Here is a 22,059-nt window from a genome sequence, read left to right on the forward strand (position 1 = left end):
CTGTGGCGGGTTTTAGCTAGTGATATGAAGAGGTAAGAAAGACCTACTCCTATGGGTATAATGGGAGTAGGTCAAAAACCAGGAAAGGGGTACTAAATACTGCGTGCTTCTAATTCAATACGAGACGCAGCCCCATAAATTTTACTGGGTTCGCCATCAACTTTGCCTTCCGGAGTGGTAGTCGGCCAGAGGTTATTCAGATTATTAATAACTTGACGAGTTTCATTGATTGCATCCTGGGCTTTATGAGCTTCTGCATCGTTAATGCGATTCAAACGATCCAACGCAATCTCTTTAAAGCCCATGGCATCCTGATATTCGTGTACGTTTGCAACTTCGCCATTTTGGATGCCGATGGCGTACTCGTCGGCGGCAACCATTAACATTGATGAAATGCTTAGTATCACATCTTTAGCCGACATATTATCAATGGGCTCATTAGCGCTGATAGCATCCCGGAGTTCGTTGTAATTATTCATAACAACGTCTTTACTCTGGTCATTAATCACGCTTTCTGCCAACGTATTTAAAGATTCAGCGAAACCCGGTAAACCGCGGGCTTCAAAGGCTTCAGTCAGGCCACTGTAAAGTTCGTCGCCGGGGTGCTTCATATGAGTCTTGGCCATTTCAATGTGGCCTTGCTCATAAAGTTTCATGCCCACCCACAAGTGACCACGAATAAAACCGAGTTGCGCCAGAAAAGCGGTGTCATTAGTGTTTAGATCTATTTCTGGGGCCGCCATTTCGCCTTCTGCCATAGGGGCAGCCATAAACATTGTCGGTGCCGCACTGGGTTGCGTGAGCGCCGTGGCTGATACTTGTGACGCGGCTACGGTGGTGGCAAGAACACTACCAACACCTAACCAGACTTTTTTCTTTTCAAACATAGATAAACCTTAGTAAGCTTTTTTAAAAGAGTGAACTTCTGTATATTTGCAGAAATGATAACTATTCGCAAGTTGGAAATGCAGCAGTATGATATTACAAATCAGTAATGCCATTGATAAAGAGACCATAAGCAGCGTTGTTTCCGGTCTGGATGTCAGTCAGTTTAGTGACGGTAAAAGCACGGCTGGTTGGGCGGCAAAGGATGTGAAAAACAATCAACAACTAGCCGGCAAGAAATCGCAGGCAGCCACGGAGGTATTGCTGGACAGGCTGCAGCAAAATAACCTGGTGCAATCAGTAATGCGACCTAAGCAGGTTGCCAGGGTTTCTATCAACCGGTATCAACAGGGAGAGTATTACGGTACTCATATGGATGATTCGTTAATGAATGGCGTGAGAACGGATATCTCTTTTACCTTGGGCTTATCACCATTGTCTGACTTTGAGGGAGGAGAGCTTGTCATAGAGGATGCCAGTGGAGAACGGAGTTGGCGTCTGGGGCAGGGTGATATTCTAATGTATCCAAGTCATTACCTCCATCGGGTTAATTCGGTAACAAAAGGGGAGAGGCTGGCGATGATAGGTTGGGTACAGAGCTTAGTGAAACAGCCTTCCCACAGAGAACTGCTGTTTGATCTGGAGCAATCCCTAAAAGCAGAGTTCGATACCAATGGTAAATCTGAAAACTTTGACCGCCTGACGAAAGTATTTCATAACCTGCTAAGAGAGTGGGCTGATGTTTAATCAGCCCTTTTAGAAAAATGCTTAGACAAGGGTTATACCGCACAAAATCAGTAATGCGACGTTGGCTGCCAGGCCAATCATAAAGAAATAACTGCGTGGGCTTGGGTTTTTCTCTGTAGCAATTTTGTAGTAGAGAATCATGTGAATTAAGCGCGCAATTGAGAATATCCAGATAAACAAACTCGTCCAGAACGCACTGGCACCAACGAAGAAAGCAAGAAATACCGTTCCCAGCATTAATGGGTAGTTTTCCAGCGAGTTCATTAAGGTGCGATGAGCCCGGAATACAAAGGATGAATGACTGAGTGAGTCATCAATTTTTCCGGGTACGGCCCCTGGTTGTTTGGCTTTCTGACCACTGGCTATAAGCCATTGAACCAGCAAAATGAGCAGAGCAATGAGCACGCCCCAATAAGCCATAGTATAAGTTTCACTTCCGTTCATGTTATGTCTCCTTTTTCAAATTAAGCCAGGGTATTTACCCAGCCGATAATTGCGATACCAATGATTATCATAATAAACTGCCGAACCGATGAGGCAGGGTTGTGTTGTCGCTGCAGCGTCGGGATAAGATTTGCTGCTGCAATATAAATAAAGCTTGAAGCGGAAATTGCTAATACGTAGGGAACAGCGGCGCTGACCTGGGCAAGCCAGAAATAAGCAATTAAAGCACCGGGGATGGCTGTTAATGAGGCCAGACTATTCAGTAAAAGTGCTCTTTTCCGTTCAAAGCCACTCTCCAGTAAAATAGCGAAGTCGCTGACTTCTTGCGGTATTTCATGCGCTATGATTGCGACTGCGGTGGCAATGCCTAAAGGTACAGAGGTGAGAAAAGCCGCGGCAATAACCACACCGTCGGTAAAGTTATGAACGGCGTCGCCAATAAGTATTAAGGGGCCTGCACGTTCGTGAGGGTCGCAGTCGCGGTCGCGGCAGTGGCGCCAGAGAATCAGTTTTTCTACTACGAAGAATAAAATAATACCGGCCAGTACACTCGCCGATACCTGATAACCCTCAGCAAGTTCTAAGGCGGCGGGGATCATGCCAAGAAAAGCCGCGGCTAACAGGGTACCGGTGGCAAAACTCATTAAGCTGGGGGTTAGTAACTTACGGACACTTTGCGGAAACGTCAGAAACAGACCAGCGCAAAAAATAGCACCTAAGCTGCCTAATAGCGTAAAGCCTAGAATCCATAGCAGCATATTATGATATCCCTTAGTTACTTTTGTTAGTTAATTAAGCCGGACTTCCACAACTCCAGCAGACCTCAAAAGCGGCTCCGTTAACTTCCTGACAGTTATTGCAGCGCCAGTCATCACCTTCCGCTTGTTCTTCCATTCTCTCAAGCAATGCCTTGGCTTTGTCCAATTGTATCTCATCGACAAGCCAAAGCTCAGGCCAGGTGTCTTGTGGCGCCAGGTCACCCGCCGCGCCACTGGAAAACTCGTTCTTCATTACTGTTTCAATACCTTCTATTTGCAGTAAGTTACGGGCGTTTTCCACTAATAGTTTGTTTTCGCGGGTATAAATAAGTTTCATAAGATCTTCTTCGGCTGTCACTAAAGTGTTTGTGGTTTTTACGTTATAATTAATGTATCAGACTAAGAGTTCGTTTGTGTTCTCCATTTTGTTTTGAGGAGTTAATTATGGCCGGTGGCTGGTCACACGATGGTGCGGTGCAGGAACAAATTGACGCAAGCACAGAAGACGAAGTAAAACGGGTAAGAAGCCAATTATCGGATGGCAAGAGCCTGGAGTATTGCGAAGAGTGTGGTGAGGCCATTCCTCAGGCCCGGCGAGAAGCTATTGCCGGTGTTCGTTTATGTGTCGACTGTCAGGCTGAGCAAGATAAGCAAGATTCACGCGAAGGCAGCTTTAATCGACGCGGAAGTAAAGACAGTCAGCTTCGTTAAATCGAAACACTCGTTGTGGAAAACTGAGCCTCAGGCAAGGGTTTACTGAAGAGATACCCCTGAAATGTATCGCAGTTTAGTCTGGACAAATAATCGAACTGTTGCTGAGTTTCTACACCTTCGGCAACAATGTTTAGCTTAAGGCTTTCTCCTAACTGAATGATAGTGTGCACAATCTGTGCTTTTTCTTCGCTGTCTAGCATATTACGGACAAAAGAAACGTCAATTTTAAGTGTATCGAACGGAATTTGCATAAGGTAAGAAAGGGAAGAATAGCCGGTTCCGAAGTCATCCAGTGCAAACTCGACGCCTACCTCTTTTAGCTGTTGTATCTTGTTCGTAATATCGGAAATATCATCCATGAGCAAACTTTCCGTTAATTCCAGTTTCAGTTGATGCTTTTTGACTGCATATGCTTTTATTAATCCTTTTACTTGCTCAACAAAGTCAGGCTGTTGAAATTGCTTAGCGCTGACATTGATTGACAACTGCAAAGTGGATTTAACCGGGTCTTGTTGCCATTGCTGCAAAATGCTACAAGCTCGTTCCGTTATCCAATAACCCAAAGGGATGATTAATCCCGTTTCTTCCGCAAGTGGTATGAAGTCGGCGGGAGAGATAAAACTGCCGTTCTTTTGCGGCCAACGGATAAGTGCTTCTGCTCCGGTTATCTTTTCAACGGAATTTACCTGAGGTTGCAGGTAGAGCTCGAACTCCTGTTGCTTAATGGCATGGCGCAACTGTTCCTCGAGTTTCACTCGCTTTGTTACGGCATCAGCAAGCTCTTGATGAAAAAGTGAGACCTCACCAATGCCTTTGCGCTTAGAGTGAGATAACGCCAGCCCTGCCTGTGTCATTAAAGTTTCTGCGTTTAGTTGACTGTCCTCGAAAAGCGAGGCTCCGGCGCTAAAAGAGCATAGGTGAGTATAACTATTCAGTTGATAAGGTTGCTGGAGTTGTTCCTGTAACTGATAAATTCGGGTTAATAATTGTTGCTTTACATTGGCAAGGTTACCACTGCTTATTCCAGTTAAAACAATTGCAAACTCGTTAGCGCTTAAACGAGCGAGAAAGGAGTTACTTTTGGTGGAGTTTTGTAATCTTTCTGCCACACGTTTCAGTAACAGGTCGCCCATATCCGAGCCCAGAGTATTATTGAGTATTTTAAACTTATCAATGTCACAAAGAATTAGCGCGCCGGTTTCATCATTTTTCTCACTATGTGTCAGCTCTTGGTGTAGATGGTCCAGTAATGAGCGGCGGTTTGCCAGTCCGGTCAATGCGTCGTTATAAGCTAGGTTTCGTATACGCTCGCTGGCCTCAACCTCTGCGGTGATATCTGTTACTGTGGCAACGAAATGACGTTCTTTTTGAGCCTGATAACGCACTTCGGAAATGCTTAAACGTACTGGGAAGCTAATCCCCGAGCGCTTCTTTACTTTGACTTTGCCATGCCAGGCTTTACCGCTGTCCAATGTACTTTGTATATATTCTAATAACTCATTCGCGTGTTCGAGATAGTGTTCGATATCCAGCTTTTGAGCCTTAATTTTATCCAGGTTGTCACCCGTTAACCTTGCAAAGGCTTCATTAGCGAGAAGTACGCGGTTGCGCTCATCAAATAACAGCAGTCCATCATCAATTGCACTGATGACCTCATAAAGCTGTTTGGCAGACATTTGAGCTAATTTCTGCTGTTGCTGAAGACGGTGATCAATTCGGGTTGCAACAATTGCCATACACGCACTGAAAGCAGCGCCAATACCCACACCGTATGCAAGCCAACTACTATGGCCAGTAAACAGAGTTTCCGGTTCGCCCGTTGGATAAAAGTTAGCGGCAATCATGGCGGTATAGTGCATTCCGGATATCGCCAATGCCATAATGGCCGCGACGATAATTTGCACCGTTCGACGTTTGCTTAACGTCATATTTTCCGCATGTCGGTAACGACGGTAGGTAAGCAGTGCAATTATGCCCAGCGAGACAGCAACAACGACAGAAAACACAAACCACAGAGGATCGTAACGCAGCGACGCTGGCAATATCATCGCGGCCATACCCGTATAATGCATGAGCCCTATACCGGCACCTAAAACAGTTCCTCCGAATAAAGTCTGTCGTACCGATGGCGCGGCTACTTGCCCTTTTAAAGCGCAAAAGCTACCGGCTATTGCCGGGATGATAGAAAGTAAGGTTAAGCCTACGCCATGGTTCATTGGTAAGTTAAGCTCAAAGGCAAGCATACCAATAAAATGCATACTCCAGACGCCTATGCCGGCAATAATTGAGCTGACTAATAACCAGCTGTATCTGGAGGCCTTTCGCGTATGAAGCTGCACTCGCTCAAGTGTTAAAATGGCGGTATAAGAAGCTAATAATGCGACACAGTAGGAGAGCGCCACCAAACCAGAGTGATGGGACCCCGTCAGTGGTAGCCGAGCAAACTGACCTAAATCAAAAAATGTATAAAGAGTGTCTTGCATAATCTTGACTTTACCAGAGCCGGTGGCCTGAGTACTAAGACTATTTAATGCTTTGTATTACGACGCTTAGGCCGGAAAGTATCATAAGTATGAGAGTAAACTGACGAAAACGTCTCTCTGAAACATGGTGCTGAAGCCTATGGCCGACACTTGCGCCAATCAGGGCGCAAGGTAGTAGGGTCAAAATGAGATAAAGATGCGGTTCGGCGTAAATCGATTGGCGCGAAAAGTTTGCGACATTCGCAATGGCAATACAGCAAAAGAATAAGCTGAGGGTGGCGCGGAACTGCTGTTTAGGGATACGAGCATTGGCCAAAAATAATACTATGGGCGGTCCGCCTAAAGTCATTAAACCATTGAGTAGCCCAGAGCCAGTGCCTACGGCAATGTGCCCGGGAGCGTGCTCAGCTGTCGGCAGTTGCTTACCGCTGGCGAGGATAAGCGCGACAGCAAGTATGACAAACCCAAGAATGAGTTTAATAAATTGTTCATTAACGGTTAATAGCAAAGAGCCTGAAATTAAAGAGGCGATAACGCCGGACAGAATAAGCCACTTCCACTGCGACGGTCGCGCTGCTTCTTTGTTTTTCCAGTAGATCCAACCGCCGACAATAATATTAATAACAGATAACGCTGGAGTAAGAACGCTAATTGGGAACCAAAGAGCAAGAATTGGCACGGCTAGTAGTCCGGAACCAAAGCCGCTGATACCCTGCAGTAAGGCCGCAAAAAAGAACACCAAAGCAGCAGCAAAATACTCCAAATTAACCTCTTTTATCTGTAAATTCTGAAAACGGCTTTTCAGCCACGCGAATAGTCTTCATAATGATAACAGGAAAAACAACGGAGCTGGGTATGCGGGTGACTCTGGTCGTGTTGTTGGCCTTGTTTATTGCGTTACAGTATCGTCTGTGGTTTGGGAAAAATAGCTTACCTGACTATTGGCGGTTGCAGCAAGAAGTCAGCAATCAGATAACAACGAACGAAAACCTGGAACGGCGCAATCAACTGATTTACGCGGATATTGAAGACTTGCGTGAAGGGGAGGATGCGCTGGAAGAACGTGCTCGCAACGAACTAGGGATGATTAAAAAGGATGAAGTTTTCTTCCGTCTTGTTCCTGACCGCAACCCGTAGCGTCAGATGGATAATCAGGTGGAGAGTCAGGTGAATAATGCATTGATGGCAGTAATTCCGGCTGCCGGCAACGGAAGCCGCATGCAAACCGATGTTCCTAAGCAGTTTTTGACCGTCGCTGGAAAGACCTTATTGGAGCATAGCATTGACGCGGTTTGTCAGGATCCTCGCGTACAGAAGGTTTTTGTTGCTGTTTCAGATCCCGATGCTGAGTTCATAGACGATATTAAAAAGAGACAGTCATTACCGGTAGCATGGTTAAAAGGCGGAAGTAGTAGAGCTGAGTCTGTGTTAGCCGGAGTACGGGCCGCGGTTTCGCAGGGAGCAACCCATGTACTGGTTCACGATGCAGCGCGCCCCTGTCTTCCTGAACCTGCGTTAAAGCGTGTTATCGATACCGGTTTATTTGACCCTCAGGGTGCTATTCTGGCTATCCCTGTGCGTGATTCATTAAAGCGTTCACTTATTTCAACGGAGTCCGGAAAGGGATCTGTCCACATTGAATCCAGCGTTGAACGCGAAGCCCTATGGCAGGCTCAAACCCCTCAGGTTTTTAGTGCAGAGAAACTGCAACATGCCATTGAACATATGGGCACACAAAATCCCCAGTTAACGGATGAAGCATCGGCAATGCAATGGTGTGGTTTCCAGCCGGCGCTTATTACGGGTTCTATTCGCAATTTAAAAGTGACTCACCGGGAAGATTTCGACTGTGTTCGTGACTGGTTGCTTGCCAAAGACAACAATAAGGAAAATGGTTCATGAAAATCCGTGTTGGTCATGGTTATGACGTTCACCGTTGGGGCTCTGATAAACCTTTGATTTTGGGTGGTGTTAACGTTGAACATCATCAGGGATTGTTGGCTCATTCTGATGGCGATGTGGTGTTGCATGCAGTAACCGACGCTGTATTAGGGGCTCTTGCATTAGGTGATATAGGACAGCATTTCCCAGATACCGATGAGCGGTATGCGGGTGCTGACAGCGCTGAGCTGCTAAGTCATGCCGTTCAACTTTGTCAGGAGAAAGAATTCCGAACGGGAAATATCGACGTAACCATTGTTGCTCAGGCACCTAAAATGGCACCGCACATCGACGATATGCGAGCCAGCATTGCTCAGTGCTTAAAAACTTGTGTTGATAACGTCAATGTTAAAGCTACAACAACTGAAAAGCTCGGCTTTGTCGGGCGTGAAGAAGGTATAGCTTGCCATGCAGTGGTTCTGATGGAGTCTCTTTAATGCTGGCTCCGCAAAAAGTGACACTTAATGAGCTGCCGCGTTTAAATCATGGCGACCGGCCAGAGGCTGAGTTTAAGCAAACACCGCAGGACTTTCAGGTAATTGAGCAATTGGATGTACCCGATGACGGGGAAGGCGAACATCAGTGGCTTTGGGTTAGAAAAGAAGGTGCAAACACCAATTTTTGTGCTGAGAAAATAGCGCGTTTTGCTGGCGTATCTGCAAAAAATGTTAGCTATTCAGGATTAAAAGACCGTCAGGCGGTAACCTGGCAGTGGTTTTCAGTTCAATTGCCGGGTAAAGAAACGCTGAACTGGCAAGAGTTGAACGACGAGGAAATGTCTGTCGAGCGAGTCATTCGCAGAACAAAAAAGCTAAAGTCTGGCTTTCACGACGGTAACCGATTTGTGATTCGGCTTAGCGGTGTCAGCTCTGCGCAGCGGCTGGAAGCGTTATGGAAGAGCGTTACTGAGAAGGGTGTTATAAACTACTTCGGTGAGCAACGCTTTGGTCGCAACGGCGACAACGTTGCACAGGCTGAACGCTGGTTGATGGCAAACCGTCCTGCACGAATTAGCCGTAATAAACGAAGCTTGTATTTATCGTCTCTGCGCAGTTATTTATTCAACCAGATTGTGGCCGAACGACTGCGTCAGTTTGGGCCAGAAGGCACACTGGCGGGTGATTGTGTCATGCTAAAAGGCTCTCGGTCTGTTTTTACCGTTGAACAATGGGACGATGAACTCAGGCAACGCTTTGCAACTAACGATATTTATTTAACCGCACCTCTGGTTGGCACGACCAATAAACCGTTGGTAAAAGATGAGGCAGAAGCGTTTGAATCAAGTTTTTTAGAGCCTTATAAAAACTGGCTAGAAGCATTGAGAAAACTACGGGTCGATGCGGCGCGACGCAGTATACTATTGCGCGTAAAAGAGCCAGAGTTAAGCTGGCAGGGCAAGGATGCTGAATTGCGCTTTACGCTGCCTTCAGGCGCCTATGCAACGACTGTGTTAAATGAAATTGTGGACTTAAGTGGTGAATCCAGATGATGAAAATTCTATTAAGTAACGATGATGGCGTCCATGCACCGGGGATTCGGGCATTGTATCAAGCGTTAAAGGAAGTCGCTGATGTAAGAGTCATCGCCCCGGATCGTAACTGCAGTGGCGCAAGTAATTCATTGACACTGCATAATCCATTGCGGGTGCGTCGTCTGGATAACGGTTTCTTTTCAGTTAACGGCACACCGACCGACTGCGTTCATTTGGGCACGAACTCACCGATGGCGGAAGACGTGGATTTAGTTGTTTCCGGCATTAATGACAGCCCAAATATGGGCGACGATGTGCTGTATTCCGGCACTGTTGCAGCGGCAATGGAAGGGCGCTTTATGGGGCTTCCTTCTATTGCAGTGTCGATGGGCGGTCGAGGACACGACTACTACGATACTGCCGGACGTGTTGTCGCCGAGATTGTTGCCAGCATGGAAAATGATCCGCTTCGCCTGGACACAGTATTGAATATTAATGTGCCTTACACGACTTACGATAAGTTAAAAGGTACGCGGGTAACTAAACTGGGTCGTCGGCACCGTGCAGAAACTATGGTCCACGATCGCGACCCTTTTGGCAGTGAGATATTTTGGTATGGCCCAATTGGTCACCACGCAAGTGACGAGCCAAATACCGATTTCACAGCAATACATGAAGGTTATGTATCTATAACTCCGTTAAGTCTGGACATGACAGCTCAACGACATACCGACACACTGACAGACTGGTTAGAACAACAAAAATGATGATTAGTAATGGACAGTCGCGGGTAAAGCGGCTGATTCAACAACTGGAAGAACTGGGTATTACCAATAAAGAGGTGCTGCGGGTTATTGCTAATACCCCGAGGCACCTTTTTATGCCTGAGTCATTAGCTCATAAAGCCTATGAAAATACGGCGTTGCCCATTGGTAACGGGCAAACCATTTCGCAGCCGTTAATGGTGGCAACAATGACGCAGTTGTTAATGCAGCATCATTGTAAAAACGTGCTGGAGATAGGTACAGGCTCGGGTTATCAGACGGCAGTGCTGGCTCAGCTGGTTGATAAGGTCTTTAGCGTCGAACGTATTGCTACTTTGCAGTATCAGGCGAAGCGACGTATGCGTCAGCTTGACTTGCATAATGTGTCTATGCGCCACGGTGATGGCTGGAAAGGCTGGCGCAGTAAAGGTCCTTTTGACGGTATTATTGTCACGGCTGCGGCAAGCGATATCCCTCAGGATTTAGTCGATCAACTTGCGGATGGCGGTGTGATGATCATTCCGGTTGGTGAACAGAATGAATCACAAAGTTTGGTCGTTATGCGTCGTTTTGGAGACTCATTAGAGCAACAGCGCATTGGCGATGTTCGTTTTGTGCCTTTAGTTAAGGGAGATGTCATTTGAAGTTGTTCTCAGCATTGTACGATAAGGTATTATCCTGGGCACAACACCCCAGAGCGAATGTCATCCTCGGTTTATTAAGTTTTGCTGAGTCCGTTATTTTTCCAATCCCTCCCGATGTCATGCTGGCGCCAATGGCTATGACTCAACCCCAAAAAGCCTGGAGGCTGGCGTTTTTAACGACCGTTACTTCAGTAGCTGGGGGGATTCTGGGGTACTTCCTCGGTTATTGGGCTTATGAGTCACTGGTATTGCCTGCTGTGGAAACGCTCGGTTATCAAGACAAACTCTTAACCGTACAGGGTTGGTTCGCCGACTGGGGCGTATGGATAGTCTTTATTGCCGGATTTTCACCAATTCCTTATAAACTATTTACGGTAACTGCAGGTGTCATGCAGATAGCCTTTTTCCCTTTTGTTATTGCATCCGCTATTAGCCGTGGAATGCGTTTCTATCTTGTCGCATGGTTACTACGTACCGGCGGTCCTGAAATGGGTGTAAAACTGCGTGAATATGTTGACCGTATTGGCTGGACACTGGTAATACTGGTTATTATTGGGTACGTAATAGCGCAATTGGTGTAATGATGGTTTTATCGTCCGGGGCAATCAAGCAATTAATATTATTGATTTTTGCCATTACTCTGCTTCAGGCATGCAGCGGTCGTTCAGCACCTGCACCGGTCGATGAACTGTACACCGGAAAAACCTACCGGGATTTTGAGCCAAACTCATTGAACGATAAAGAATATGAAGTTCAACGCGGCGAAACCCTCTATTCAATCGCATTCAGAGCCAATATGGATGTTCAGGATATTGCCCAAATTAATAATTTACAAAAACCTTACACTATTTATCCGGGACAGAAACTGAGTCTGGTGAGTAAGCCGCAATACGGGGCCACCTCAGCCAGAAAGGCGCAGCGAACGACTAGTGCTAAACAGAATAATAAAACCTCAAATAACGCACAAAATAATATAAAAACGCCCGTTGCTAATACTGAACAGAAAGAGTATGGTCAAAAAACGAGCACAAAAAAAACAGTTGCAAAACAAACCGATAAGCGTCGTAAGAGACAGCCTAAGCAGCAGATTAAAAGGCCTGAAGTTGATCTGCCCAGTAACGATAAAATTGTCTGGCGTTGGCCTTCATCGGGAAAAGTCTTAGCTGATTTTTCGTTGCAGGAACAGGGTAATAAAGGTATTGATTTTGCAGGTGAGCGCGGCGATTCGGTGAATGCTGCAGCAGCTGGAAAAGTCGTTTATGTCGGAAATGCATTACGCGGATTTGGTAATTTAATCATATTGAAACATAACGATGATTTTATTACCGCCTACGCCCACAACGATAAAATTCTCGTAAAGGAACAGGAATGGGTGGACGTAGGTGAGACAATTGCCCGAATGGGAGATTCAGGCAGTCCGCGAGTGAAGTTACATTTTGAAGTTCGTTTCCGTGGTAAGTCGGTTAATCCGAAGCATTACTTACCAAGATCTCGCTAGTAATGTGGGAATAATAATAACAAGATAGGGAAGTCGACGTGTGTAGTAACACGGTGTTCAGTATAACAGGAGCTTGTTATGAGCCGCATAAAGGAAGAATCAGTCGACAATGCAGAAATTAATGGTGAAGTTAACGAAGAAACGTTAGTCGATAGCGCGGACAGTTCTGCAGAAGAGCTGGAAGAAGCGTTATTGTCATCATCCACCAGTTATCAAAAAAAGATGGACGCAACGCAGCTTTATTTAGGAGAAATAGGGTTCTCCCCTTTATTGACTGCTGAAGAGGAAGTCTTTTATTCCCGCCGAGCCTTAAAAGGCGACAAGGCAGCTCGCCGCCGAATGATTGAGAGTAATTTACGATTAGTGGTTAAAATTGCCCGTCGCTATTCTAACCGGGGCTTACCCCTTTTGGATTTAGTTGAAGAAGGCAACCTGGGTCTTATCAGAGCAGTCGAAAAATTCGACCCTGAACGTGGTTTTCGCTTTTCAACTTATGCCACATGGTGGATACGACAAACTATCGAGCGCGCTATTATGAATCAGACGCGAACCATCCGTCTGCCAATTCATGTAGTTAAAGAGCTGAATGTGTATCTTCGTGCTGCTCGGGAACTAGCGCATAAGCTGGATCACGAGCCAACGGCTGAAGATATTGCAGAAAGTCTGGATAAACCAGTCGGTGACATTACCAAAATGCTGCGCTTGAATGAACGAATAAGTTCAGTTGATACGCCCATTGGTGGTGATAACGATAAAGCATTGCTAGACATATTAACGGATGATTCTGACACGGGCCCGGAAGGCATTCTTCAGGATGAAAACCTGAAAATTAACATTACCGAGTGGCTGCAGTCTTTAAATCCTAAGCAAAGGGAAGTACTTGCACGTCGCTTTGGGCTTATGGGTTATGAGCCGTCAACACTGGAAGATGTTGGCCATGAAATAGGGCTGACGCGTGAACGTGTTAGGCAGATACAGGTTGAGGCTTTGCGAAAACTGAGGGACTCCCTTAAGCAGCAAGGGTTAACACTTGATTCGTTGTTTAGCCCGGAATAGAAGCCATTAGAAGAAAAGCTCAACCTCAGGTTGAGCTTTTTTGTTTCTGCTGCCATTGGTAAAGGATATCCAGTGCCTGTCTTGGTGTTAAATCGTTTAAGTCGAGCTGTTCTAACTCGCTAAGCAAAGGGTTCTGCTCTTCAGTTGGCAAGGGGAGTTCCATAGCTTTTTGTTGGGGTGCTTTTGAAATGCCATGGTGAGTGTGTTCGAGCTCTGTTAGCTTTTGTTTTGCGCTTTTTATGACATTATCGGGAACCCCGGCTAACTTCGCAACTTGCAGACCAAAACTCTGGCTTGCAGCTCCCGCACTGACTTTATGCAAAAACGCTATGGTGTCGCCATGTTCTTTAGCATCAACATGCACGTTGATGGTTGCCGGCAGCTCTTCAGCAAGCTCCGTCAACTCAAAGTAATGTGTCGCAAATAAGGTGAGACATTTAAGCTGTCGGGACAGATAGTCCGCACAGGACCAGGCCAGGGATAAACCATCGTAGGTTGAGGTGCCACGACCTATTTCATCCATAAGAACCAGGCTTTTTGCGGTAGCGTTATGCAAGATATTAGCGGTCTCTGTCATTTCAACCATAAAAGTCGAGCGGCCTGAGGTTAGATCGTCGGAAGCCCCAATGCGCGTGAAAATACGATCGATATCTCCAATAACTGCCTTATCTGCAGGCACGTAGCAGCCCATGTGAGCCAGAATAATAATGAGCGCGGCCTGTCTCATATAAGTCGACTTACCGCCCATGTTTGGGCCTGTAATCATTAGCATCCGTTGTTCGGGTGTCAGAGACATCGGGTTAGCGATAAAGGGCTCGTCACTTAGCTGCTCAATAACAGGATGACGGGCCGCTTCAAGCTCAATTAAGCTACTGTCTTTTTTAAGTTGAGGCCGACAGTAGCGGTAGTTATCCGCTAGCTTTGCAAAGCAACAAAGAGCATCGAGTTGCGCAAGGCCGGAAGCACTCTTTTGTAAAGCATTAACCTTTGGCAGAAGATGTTCAAAAAGCTGATCGTACAGCCATTTTTCTCTGGCCAGCGAGCGAGCCTGAGCGTTAAGTACTTTATCTTCGTGCTCTTTTAGCTCGGGAATTATATAACGCTCAGTGTTTTTAAGCGTCTGACGGCGCTGATAATCATTTGGTACGGACTCTGATGACTGCCGGCTGACTTCAATAAAGTAGCCGTGGACTTTATTGTATCCAACTTTTAGTGTGGCAATGCCGCTTCTTTCCCGTTCGCGCTGCTCTAACTGCTTAAGGTAGTCGGTAGCTCCGGTGGCGAGATCTCGTAATTCATCCAGTTCTTTATCGTAGCCTTTTGCAATGACTCCACCATCACGAATTAATAAAGGCGGTTGTTCAATTACGGCTCTGGTCAGCAGCTCGACAATTTCCGGAAAGGGTTGGATGTTCTGCTTCAAATAGCTTAAAGCGTTATGAGACAGGTAGTTGCGGATTTCGGGTACCTGCGCCAGGCTGTCGCGCAGCCTGGCAAAGTCTTTTGGGCGGGCACTTCTCAAACCAACCCGCGCGACAATACGTTCAATGTCTGCCAGCTTCTTCAGCGACAACTGCACATTTTCGTAACCATTATTTTCCTTTAAAGCGTCGACAGCGTCGTAACGTTGATTCAGTTCCTCATGATTACGGATAGGGCGTTGTAACCAGCGTTGGAACTGACGGCTTCCCATAGCGGAAACAGTTTTGTCGAGTACCGCAGAAAGATGGGTGTTGCCATCGCCCATGCTTTGTTGCAGCTCTAGGTTTCTCCGCGTTGCCGCGTCCAGAATAATGGCATCCTGCGGATGTTCAGTTACCAGGGCCTGAATATGGGGCAGAGCGGCGCGTTGGGTCTCTTTTACGTAGTGTAGAATAGCTCCGGCAGCAGCAAGGGTCGGCTCATTGTTTTTAATACCGAAACCTTCAAGGTGCTGAGTTCCGAATTGGCGGGTCAGCAACATGAAAGCTGTTTGTTGTTCGAACTCCCAGGCAGGGCGGCGTTTACACTTAGCTTTTGCCAGTGGCAGCCCAGCCAGAGAAATCGACTCTGGGTAAAGAAGTTCAGCGGGTTCAAGGCGTTGCATTTCTGCTGCTAGCTGCTCGGCTGAGTGCGCTTTGGTTAACCAAAAGCGCCCACTGCTAAGCTCAAGACTTGAAATGGCATACTCGCCTTCTGGTTGTTTCGGATCCAGAGGACAAATAGCGACTAAAAGGTTTTGCTGCTTCTCAGTTAATAGTGACTCATCAGTGACAGTTCCGGGAGTGACAATACGGACTACCTTTCTTTCAACCGGGCCTTTACTGGTCGCCGGGTCGCCAATTTGTTCGCAAATTGCAACGGACTCTCCCATATTGACCAGGCGTGCTAAGTAGTTCTCTACCGCATGATAAGGCACACCTGCCATAGGGATAGGCTCGCCATTACTTTGGCCACGCGCCGTCAGAGAAATATCCAGTAACTGTGCCGAACGTTTAGCGTCTTCAAAAAACAGTTCGTAAAAGTCCCCCATACGATAGAATAAAAGCATGTCAGCATGTTCTGCTTTTATACGTAGGTATTGCTGCATCATCGGGGTATGTGATTGGATCTGTTTGTCAGAGAATTCAGGCATAGTTGAATATTCTTATCTGGAGCCATTGTTATGTTAGCAACCACGGCAGTCGCGCCGCAAACCTTTGAACTCGCGGAACAAGTCGGTCTAAACCTGCAGCAAAAACAGCAGACAGTCTGTACCGCAGAATCCTGTACCGGAGGAGGAATAGGATACGCTATTACCGAAGTTGCTGGAAGTTCTGCTTGGTTTAATGGTGGAATAATCACCTATACTAATGCGCTCAAACAAAAGCTGCTGGCGGTTGAAACACAAGTACTGGAAGAACATGGGGCTGTTTCTGAAGCTTGTGTTGAACAAATGGCTTCCGGGGCTTTGTCCTTATGCGGTGCTGACTGGAGTATTGCAGTTAGCGGTGTAGCAGGGCCGGGAGGTGGCACTGCTGATAAACCGGTTGGTTTGGTCTGGATGGCTATTGCGAATAATAAAAGCTGCTGGATCTGGCATGAGCACTTCTCAGGTAACCGCGCCGAGATTCGTTTGAAAACAATGGACTCAGTTTTAAATAAGCTGATAAATACAATTGAATTACAATAACTTAGTTGTATTTCAAGGAAAAAGTCAGAACAATACTTGATACTGTAAATGTGTACAGTATACTGTGTATAAAACCAGTGATTAATAACGGAGCTTATAATGAGCAATGATCGTCAAAAGGCGTTAGATGCAGCGCTCGGACAAATCGAACGTCAATTTGGTAAAGGTTCTATCATGCGTCTGGGCGATAACCAGACCCTGGATATCGACTCTGTTTCAACCGGTTCGTTAGGGCTGGATATTGCTCTTGGTATCGGCGGTTTACCTTTTGGCCGGGTCGTAGAAATTTATGGGCCTGAGTCTAGTGGTAAAACAACAATGACTCTGGAAGTGATTGCCGAAGCCCAAAAAATGGGTAAAACTTGTGCTTTCGTTGACGCTGAGCATGCGCTGGACCCTATCTATGCTGAAGCACTAGGCGTTAATGTTGATGACTTATTAATATCACAGCCAGATACCGGTGAGCAGGCTTTAGAGATTTGTGACATGCTGGTTCGTTCCGGTGCTGTTGATATTGTGATTGTTGACTCAGTTGCTGCTTTGACACCAAAAGCAGAAATTGAAGGCGAAATGGGTGACAGCCATGTTGGTTTGCAAGCACGTTTAATGTCGCAGGCTTTGCGTAAATTGACATCGAACATTAAGAAGTCAAACACCATGTGTATTTTCATCAACCAGATTCGGATGAAAATTGGTGTTATGTTTGGTAACCCTGAAACCACGACAGGTGGTAACGCATTGAAGTTCTACTCCTCGGTTCGTCTGGATATTCGTCGTACCGGCGCTTTGAAAGAGGGCGATGAAGTTGTAGGTAACGAAACCCGCGTAAAAGTGGTTAAAAACAAGGTTGCACCACCCTTTAAAGAAGCACATTTCCAAATTTTATACGGCAAAGGCATTTCTAAAGAAGGTGAGCTGATTGACCTGGGTGTTAAACATAAGATGGTTGATAAAGCCGGTGCCTGGTACAGCTATAACGGCGATAAAATAGGTCAAGGTAAAGCTAACTCAATGAAGTTTTTACAGGAGAATCCTAAAATTGCCGATGAGTTAGAAGCTCGTATCCGCGAACTGCTGTTATCTAAGCCAGAGAAGAGAACAAAAGAAGATCGTGAAGCCGAGCGCGCTGCGGCAAAAGAAGAAGCTAAGAGCGAAGCAAAAAACAATGAGAAAGATGACATTAGTTTGTCATAAATAAAAGCTTCTTTATTAGAGTTAAGGGCCGAAGCTTATTGCTTCGGCTTTTTTGTCTAGAAGTGTTACTGAAAAGCGCTTTTGGGTGAGCTAACAGAGAACAGCTCCTGATACAGCTTAGCAGCGTAACCGTCGGTCATTCCTGACAGGTAGTCGGAAATAACGCGTAATGCATTTTCACCTTTCTGCTTTTGCTGCATATAACGTAAGCGTGTATTTTCTGGAAGTAACCGTTCAGGTTCTACAGCCAGAACTTCGAATAATTCCATGACAATTTGCTGGCCTTTAAACTCCTGAGCCTGCATTTCCGGCTTACGAATTACCCAATTAAAAATAAACTGTTTCAATGAATTCAGCAGAATTTTCTCGGCTTCACCGAGCTGAACTTGATACTGAAGTAACGGACATTCGAAGTCATAGGCCGTTCGTTCTAACTTTGCAGATGTCAGTAAGCGGTTCACTAAGCCACCAATGGCTTGTTTTCGACGGTGATGACTTCCGGAAAAGAGATCCTCTGTCAGTTCCTTTGCATTAAAGTTAGGTAGCTCTGCTTCCAGTTGTCGCAGGTCAGAAAGCATTTGGTCTTCCCAGTGATGTCGCTGAATAAGCCCTACGACAATAGCGTCTTCAAGATCGTGGACGCCGTAAGCGATGTCATCTGCAGCTTCCATAATGGATGCATCAATGCTTTTGAGCGCGCTTTTGCCATGGGTATTGCCAGAAGGTTGCTGTAATAATTCCTGGAAGCCTTTCTTATCCGAATCACTTAAGGGTTGAAGGACCCAGTTCAACTGCTCAGAGTCATCATCGTATAAGGCTTTAGGAGGTAACCACTCGCGGGTGCGTAAATGGCGAAAGTTAGTCACATCGGCAGGGAGTTTCTGTTGGCAAATACGACTGGCTAAGACCGGATACTTTAGTAACCCCATTAAGGTTCGCCGGGTTAAGTTCATGCCATGCTGGGGCGTGTAGGCTTCAAGTTGAGTTACAATCCGAAAGGTTTGGCCATTACCTTCAAACCCTCCGTTATTTCGCATCATGTAGTTAAGAGCAATTTCGCCGCCGTGACCAAATGGTGGATGACCTATATCGTGAGCCAGGCATAATGATTCAAGTAACGGCTCTGACAGCTCAAGCTTAGAAGCGACGTCTGGATCCTGGTTACTTAAATGAACAACCAAACTTGCACCTATTTGGCTGGCTTCGAGCGAATGCGTCAACCGAGTTCGCGGGAAGTCGTGCATACCAACATACATGACTTGCGTTTTAGCCTGCAGTCTCCTGAATGCAGCGCTATGAAGAATCCGGGCTTTATCGCGTTGAAAGTCCGTGCGGGTATCGTTCGGGCGCTGTTCTGATGTACCTGACTGGCGTTCTGTCCAAATCATCTAACTGCTCAGTGATGTTGTTGACGAATGAATAATCATAGTACGATAGATGCATTAGTAAGAAAAGCAGGAAAAAGAACATGTCGGAAGTGAAAGTCGCTTTGGCTCTGGGCTCTGGTGCTGCCCGGGGCTGGTCGCATATTGGTGTTATAAAGGCGCTGGAAGAAATGGGCGTCCGGATTAATATGGTGGCAGGAACGTCAATAGGCTCTTTAGTCGGAGCGGGTTATGCTTCAGGTCGGTTAGCTGAAATCGAGCAATGGGTTCAGGGCATGAACCGTTGGGAAGTATTCAATTTGCTGGATTTCGGTTTTAACCATGGCGGTATTATTGGCGGCGAAAAGGTATTTAACCGTGCGCGGGAAGAGTTCGGTCAGCGAAATATAGAAGACTTGCCAATTACTTATGGTGCCGTGGCTACAGATTTATACAGCGGCCGCGAAATTTGGTTGCGCGAAGGCGACCTCTACGACGCTTCACGCGCTTCTTGTGCGATGCCGGGAGTTTTATCCCCTAAATCTTTTGACGGAAGATGGCTAATTGACGGTGGTCTGGTTAACCCGGTACCTGTGTCTTTGTGCAGAGCTCTAGGCGCAGACTTTGTTATTGCAGTACATCTTAACTCGCAGTTGAATTCTAAAGCACTACAACGGCGTGGGCGCAGTATTCCACCTCAAACAGAAGCTGAACAGCTTGAAAAAGAAAAAGCTGATATGGAAGTTCAGGATAACGAAAACGGCTTTTTCGATAACATGTGGTCCGGTAGTAAGGAATATCTGGATAGTTTTAAAGAACGCTTTAGAAATAATGGTGAAAAAGCACCGGGTATGTTCAGTGTTATGGCCAGCTCCATAGACATTATGCAGGAGCGTATTACTAAGGCCCGTATGGCGGGTGATCCGCCGGACATACTCGTACAACCAAAACTTGGTCATATTGGTATTATGGAGTTTTATCGTGGTCAGGAAGCCATTGATCTTGGTTATGAGACAACAACAAGAATGCGCGACTTGATCATGGAAGAAATTGAGCTGTATCGCGAGAGAAGAGGTTAATTCGATACAGTAAAAACAAAGCCGTTTCGCTGCTCGGTAAGCAGCGAAACGGGTGCTTAATTAGTAACCAGCTGCGTGGCCGTCTTTACGGCTTTCAGAAGCACCAATGTAGACATCTTGCTCATGGTCTTTCCAAATAGCCTGATAACCACCGTATGGACCAACAGCCTCCTGTAGGGTGTGCCCCATTTTAATTAGCTCTCGGCGTGTATGCTTTGAGAAGCCATTTTCCAGACTAACGACACCTCCGTCGTTCATTTTAGAGCCTGTTGGCTGACTTGAGCCTGTGTGCAGTATGCGAGGAGCGTCACCAGCTTCTTGTAGGTTCATACCAAAATCAATCATATTGATAAGAATTTGTGCATGCATTTGAGGCTGTGTTGCGCCACCCATAACACCGTAGCTCATTACTGGTTTGCCATCTTTAGTCACAAAGGCAGGAATAATGGTATGGAAAGGGCGCTTTCCTGGCTCAAATACGTTGCGATGGTTTGGATCTAAAGCAAAGAGCTCTCCACGGTTTTGCAGAACAAAACCTAAGCCTGTCGGGGTGACACCAGAGCCCATACCACGATAATTACTCTGGATAAGAGAAACCATATTGCCGTCTTTATCGGCTGTGGTGAGATAAATAGTATCGCCCTCCGTTGGCGGGTTGCCTGGTTCATAAGAACGTCCGGCACGTTCAGAGTTAATCAGTTTAGCGCGTTCTTTGCCGTACTCTTTGTCAATAAGACCTTCAACCGGTACGTCGCTAAAGTCCGGATCGGAATAGTATTTAGCACGGTCTTCAAAAGCGAGCTTCTTGGCTTCAACAAAATGATGAATGTATTCCGGGCTGTCATAACCCATCGCTTTGATATCAAACTGTTCAAGCATGTTTAAAATTTGAAGAGCGGCAATTCCCTGGGTGTTAGGCGGCAATTCCCATAAATCGTACCCGCGGTAGTTAGTCGAGACAGGGTCGACCCAGGTTGATGTATGCTGAGCTAAGTCCTCGTAGGAAAGAAAGCCACCATGTTCCTCCACGAAGTCACTAATGGTGCGGGCAATTTCACCTTTATAAAAACTATCACGACCGTCGTTGGCTAGCATCTTGTAAGTATTGGCCAGATCCGGATTTTTAAATAGCTCTCCCTTTTCCGGTACATTACCGTCACGCATAAAGACATTTGCAAAGCCCGGTATGTCTTCCAGTACTTCAGCGTTACGCTTCATGTAATAAGCGATGACTTCAGTTACCGGGAAGCCGGATTCGGCATAGTTTATGGCCGGTTGCAGGATATTATCCATACTCAAATTGCCAAATCGGTCGTGTAATTCAAACCAACCATCTACGGCACCGGGTACAGACAGTGGCAATACGCCCCGGGCCGGAATCGACTCATAGCCATTCTCTTGAAAGTATTCTAGCGAAAGACTTTGTGGCGAACGGCCAGAGGCATTCAACCCATAGAGTTTTTCTGAGTCGGCATCCCATATAATGGCGTATAAGTCGCCGCCTATACCGTTACCTGTGGGCTCAACCAGTCCTAATACAGCATTGGCAGCAATTGCCGCGTCAATAGCGTTGCCGCCTTCCTGCATAATATCTAACGCAACCTGAGTTGCTAGGGGTTGACTGGTTGCAGCCATAGCTTTCGGTGCCATAGTTTCAGATCGGGTCGCAAAGTGATGGCCAGTAATGCGGTCACTGGCATTGCTTGGTAGAGTTGCCGCTGCGCATGAAAAAGCAATTGCGGCCGATGCAATAATATTGAGTTTAGCCATAGTGTTTACCTTTTTTGTTTTCTATCACTATAGGCTGGACTCTTAAAACAAAAAAGACCAGCCGCGATGGGCTGGTCTTTTTATCAGTTACATAGC

At 46.3% G+C, this 22,059-nt stretch carries 23 protein-coding genes; 14 read left to right on the forward strand and 9 right to left on the reverse strand.

What is annotated here, in order from left to right; all coding sequences use genetic code 11:
- Nucleotides 1-92: 92 nt before the first annotated feature.
- A complete protein-coding gene (locus ACP7FG_RS00855; protein WP_439225238.1) occupies nt 93-887 on the reverse strand; it encodes a hypothetical protein in 795 nt (264 codons plus the stop codon).
- Between the two features lie 88 nt (nt 888-975).
- Between ACP7FG_RS00855 and ACP7FG_RS00860 the strand changes: the two genes are divergently transcribed.
- Nucleotides 976-1,632: a Fe2+-dependent dioxygenase gene (locus tag ACP7FG_RS00860; protein WP_439225239.1), complete on the forward strand. Its 657-nt coding sequence runs from the start codon at nt 976-978 to the stop codon at nt 1,630-1,632.
- Between the two features lie 21 nt (nt 1,633-1,653).
- On the opposite strand, the gene ACP7FG_RS00865 is transcribed toward ACP7FG_RS00860, so the two are convergent.
- Genes ACP7FG_RS00865 through ACP7FG_RS00875 form a run of 3 tightly spaced genes read right to left on the reverse strand, consistent with a single transcriptional unit; the run spans nt 1,654 to nt 3,171 of the window.
- Nucleotides 1,654-2,076 (reverse strand): MAPEG family protein, encoded by a 423-nt coding sequence (locus tag ACP7FG_RS00865; RefSeq protein ID WP_439225240.1) that lies wholly within the window; start codon nt 2,074-2,076, stop codon nt 1,654-1,656.
- A 20-nt stretch (nt 2,077-2,096) separates the two neighbouring features.
- Nucleotides 2,097-2,834 carry a ZIP family metal transporter gene (locus ACP7FG_RS00870; protein WP_439225241.1) on the reverse strand — a complete coding sequence of 246 codons (738 nt, stop codon included), beginning with the start codon at nt 2,832-2,834 and terminating at the stop codon, nt 2,097-2,099.
- Nucleotides 2,835-2,868: 34 nt separating this feature from the next.
- Entirely contained in the window at nt 2,869-3,171 is a 303-nt protein-coding gene (locus ACP7FG_RS00875) for a putative signal transducing protein (RefSeq protein ID WP_439225242.1), read from the reverse strand.
- A 107-nt stretch (nt 3,172-3,278) separates the two neighbouring features.
- Here ACP7FG_RS00875 and ACP7FG_RS00880 point away from each other — a divergent pair, with 107 nt between their 5' ends.
- Complete coding sequence (locus tag ACP7FG_RS00880) at nt 3,279-3,545, forward strand: DksA/TraR family C4-type zinc finger protein (RefSeq protein WP_439225243.1); 267 nt, start codon at nt 3,279-3,281, stop codon at nt 3,543-3,545.
- On the opposite strand, the gene ACP7FG_RS00885 is transcribed toward ACP7FG_RS00880, so the two are convergent.
- The gene (locus ACP7FG_RS00885; protein WP_439225244.1) at nt 3,542-6,031 is read right to left on the reverse strand and encodes a bifunctional diguanylate cyclase/phosphodiesterase; all 2,490 of its coding nucleotides are present in this window, start codon (nt 6,029-6,031) and stop codon (nt 3,542-3,544) included. The two genes, ACP7FG_RS00880 and ACP7FG_RS00885, sit on opposite strands and share 4 nt — an antisense overlap.
- A gap of 40 nt (nt 6,032-6,071) precedes the next feature.
- The gene (locus tag ACP7FG_RS00890; RefSeq protein WP_199494546.1) at nt 6,072-6,794 is read right to left on the reverse strand and encodes a sulfite exporter TauE/SafE family protein; all 723 of its coding nucleotides are present in this window, start codon (nt 6,792-6,794) and stop codon (nt 6,072-6,074) included.
- Nucleotides 6,795-6,886: 92 nt separating this feature from the next.
- Between ACP7FG_RS00890 and ftsB the strand changes: the two genes are divergently transcribed.
- From ftsB to rpoS, 9 genes are all read left to right on the forward strand, one after another.
- Nucleotides 6,887-7,168, forward strand: a complete 282-nt coding sequence (ftsB, locus tag ACP7FG_RS00895; RefSeq protein WP_054488026.1) for a cell division protein FtsB — start codon at nt 6,887-6,889, stop codon at nt 7,166-7,168.
- A 6-nt stretch (nt 7,169-7,174) separates the two neighbouring features.
- Complete coding sequence (gene ispD, locus ACP7FG_RS00900; protein ID WP_199494545.1) at nt 7,175-7,933, forward strand: 2-C-methyl-D-erythritol 4-phosphate cytidylyltransferase; 759 nt, start codon at nt 7,175-7,177, stop codon at nt 7,931-7,933.
- On the forward strand, nt 7,930-8,409 hold the full coding sequence (gene ispF / locus ACP7FG_RS00905) for a 2-C-methyl-D-erythritol 2,4-cyclodiphosphate synthase (RefSeq protein ID WP_054488022.1): 480 nt from the start codon (nt 7,930-7,932) through the stop codon (nt 8,407-8,409). Before ispD ends, ispF begins: the two co-directional genes overlap by 4 nt.
- On the forward strand, nt 8,409-9,461 hold the full coding sequence (gene truD / locus ACP7FG_RS00910) for a tRNA pseudouridine(13) synthase TruD (RefSeq protein ID WP_439225245.1): 1,053 nt from the start codon (nt 8,409-8,411) through the stop codon (nt 9,459-9,461). Before ispF ends, truD begins: the two co-directional genes overlap by 1 nt.
- Entirely contained in the window at nt 9,458-10,210 is a 753-nt protein-coding gene (gene surE / locus ACP7FG_RS00915; protein ID WP_054488018.1) for a 5'/3'-nucleotidase SurE, read from the forward strand. Before truD ends, surE begins: the two co-directional genes overlap by 4 nt.
- Nucleotides 10,210-10,851 carry a protein-L-isoaspartate(D-aspartate) O-methyltransferase gene (locus ACP7FG_RS00920; RefSeq protein WP_404813262.1) on the forward strand — a complete coding sequence of 214 codons (642 nt, stop codon included), beginning with the start codon at nt 10,210-10,212 and terminating at the stop codon, nt 10,849-10,851. Before surE ends, ACP7FG_RS00920 begins: the two co-directional genes overlap by 1 nt.
- On the forward strand, nt 10,848-11,432 hold the full coding sequence (locus tag ACP7FG_RS00925; RefSeq protein ID WP_199494542.1) for a YqaA family protein: 585 nt from the start codon (nt 10,848-10,850) through the stop codon (nt 11,430-11,432). The genes ACP7FG_RS00920 and ACP7FG_RS00925 overlap by 4 nt, the downstream gene beginning before the upstream one ends.
- Nucleotides 11,432-12,349 (forward strand): peptidoglycan DD-metalloendopeptidase family protein, encoded by a 918-nt coding sequence (locus ACP7FG_RS00930; RefSeq protein WP_439225246.1) that lies wholly within the window; start codon nt 11,432-11,434, stop codon nt 12,347-12,349. Before ACP7FG_RS00925 ends, ACP7FG_RS00930 begins: the two co-directional genes overlap by 1 nt.
- A 78-nt stretch (nt 12,350-12,427) precedes the next feature.
- Nucleotides 12,428-13,405, forward strand: coding sequence for an RNA polymerase sigma factor RpoS (gene rpoS, locus ACP7FG_RS00935; protein WP_054488010.1), 978 nt, complete (start codon nt 12,428-12,430; stop codon nt 13,403-13,405).
- Nucleotides 13,406-13,430: 25 nt separating this feature from the next.
- On the opposite strand, the gene mutS is transcribed toward rpoS, so the two are convergent.
- A complete protein-coding gene (mutS, locus tag ACP7FG_RS00940; RefSeq protein ID WP_439225247.1) occupies nt 13,431-16,019 on the reverse strand; it encodes a DNA mismatch repair protein MutS in 2,589 nt (862 codons plus the stop codon).
- Nucleotides 16,020-16,049: 30 nt separating this feature from the next.
- Here mutS and ACP7FG_RS00945 point away from each other — a divergent pair, with 30 nt between their 5' ends.
- Together ACP7FG_RS00945 and recA are read left to right on the forward strand one after the other, a co-directional pair.
- Nucleotides 16,050-16,556, forward strand: a complete 507-nt coding sequence (locus ACP7FG_RS00945) for a CinA family protein (RefSeq protein ID WP_439225248.1) — start codon at nt 16,050-16,052, stop codon at nt 16,554-16,556.
- A gap of 99 nt (nt 16,557-16,655) precedes the next feature.
- Nucleotides 16,656-17,750: a recombinase RecA gene (recA, locus tag ACP7FG_RS00950; RefSeq protein WP_439225249.1), complete on the forward strand. Its 1,095-nt coding sequence runs from the start codon at nt 16,656-16,658 to the stop codon at nt 17,748-17,750.
- Between the two features lie 65 nt (nt 17,751-17,815).
- Here recA and ACP7FG_RS00955 read toward each other — a convergent pair whose 3' ends face one another.
- A complete protein-coding gene (locus ACP7FG_RS00955; protein WP_439225250.1) occupies nt 17,816-19,138 on the reverse strand; it encodes an anti-phage deoxyguanosine triphosphatase in 1,323 nt (440 codons plus the stop codon).
- 80 nt (nt 19,139-19,218) lie between these two features.
- Here ACP7FG_RS00955 and rssA point away from each other — a divergent pair, with 80 nt between their 5' ends.
- Nucleotides 19,219-20,193 carry a patatin-like phospholipase RssA gene (gene rssA / locus ACP7FG_RS00960; RefSeq protein WP_287817509.1) on the forward strand — a complete coding sequence of 325 codons (975 nt, stop codon included), beginning with the start codon at nt 19,219-19,221 and terminating at the stop codon, nt 20,191-20,193.
- A gap of 60 nt (nt 20,194-20,253) precedes the next feature.
- Here rssA and ggt read toward each other — a convergent pair whose 3' ends face one another.
- Nucleotides 20,254-21,963, reverse strand: a complete 1,710-nt coding sequence (gene ggt, locus ACP7FG_RS00965; RefSeq protein WP_439225251.1) for a gamma-glutamyltransferase — start codon at nt 21,961-21,963, stop codon at nt 20,254-20,256.
- Nucleotides 21,964-22,059 lie beyond the last annotated feature (96 nt).

This window comes from Idiomarina sp. ST10R2A5 (assembly GCF_051842325.1).
Lineage (GTDB): Bacteria > Pseudomonadota > Gammaproteobacteria > Enterobacterales > Alteromonadaceae > Idiomarina > Idiomarina abyssalis.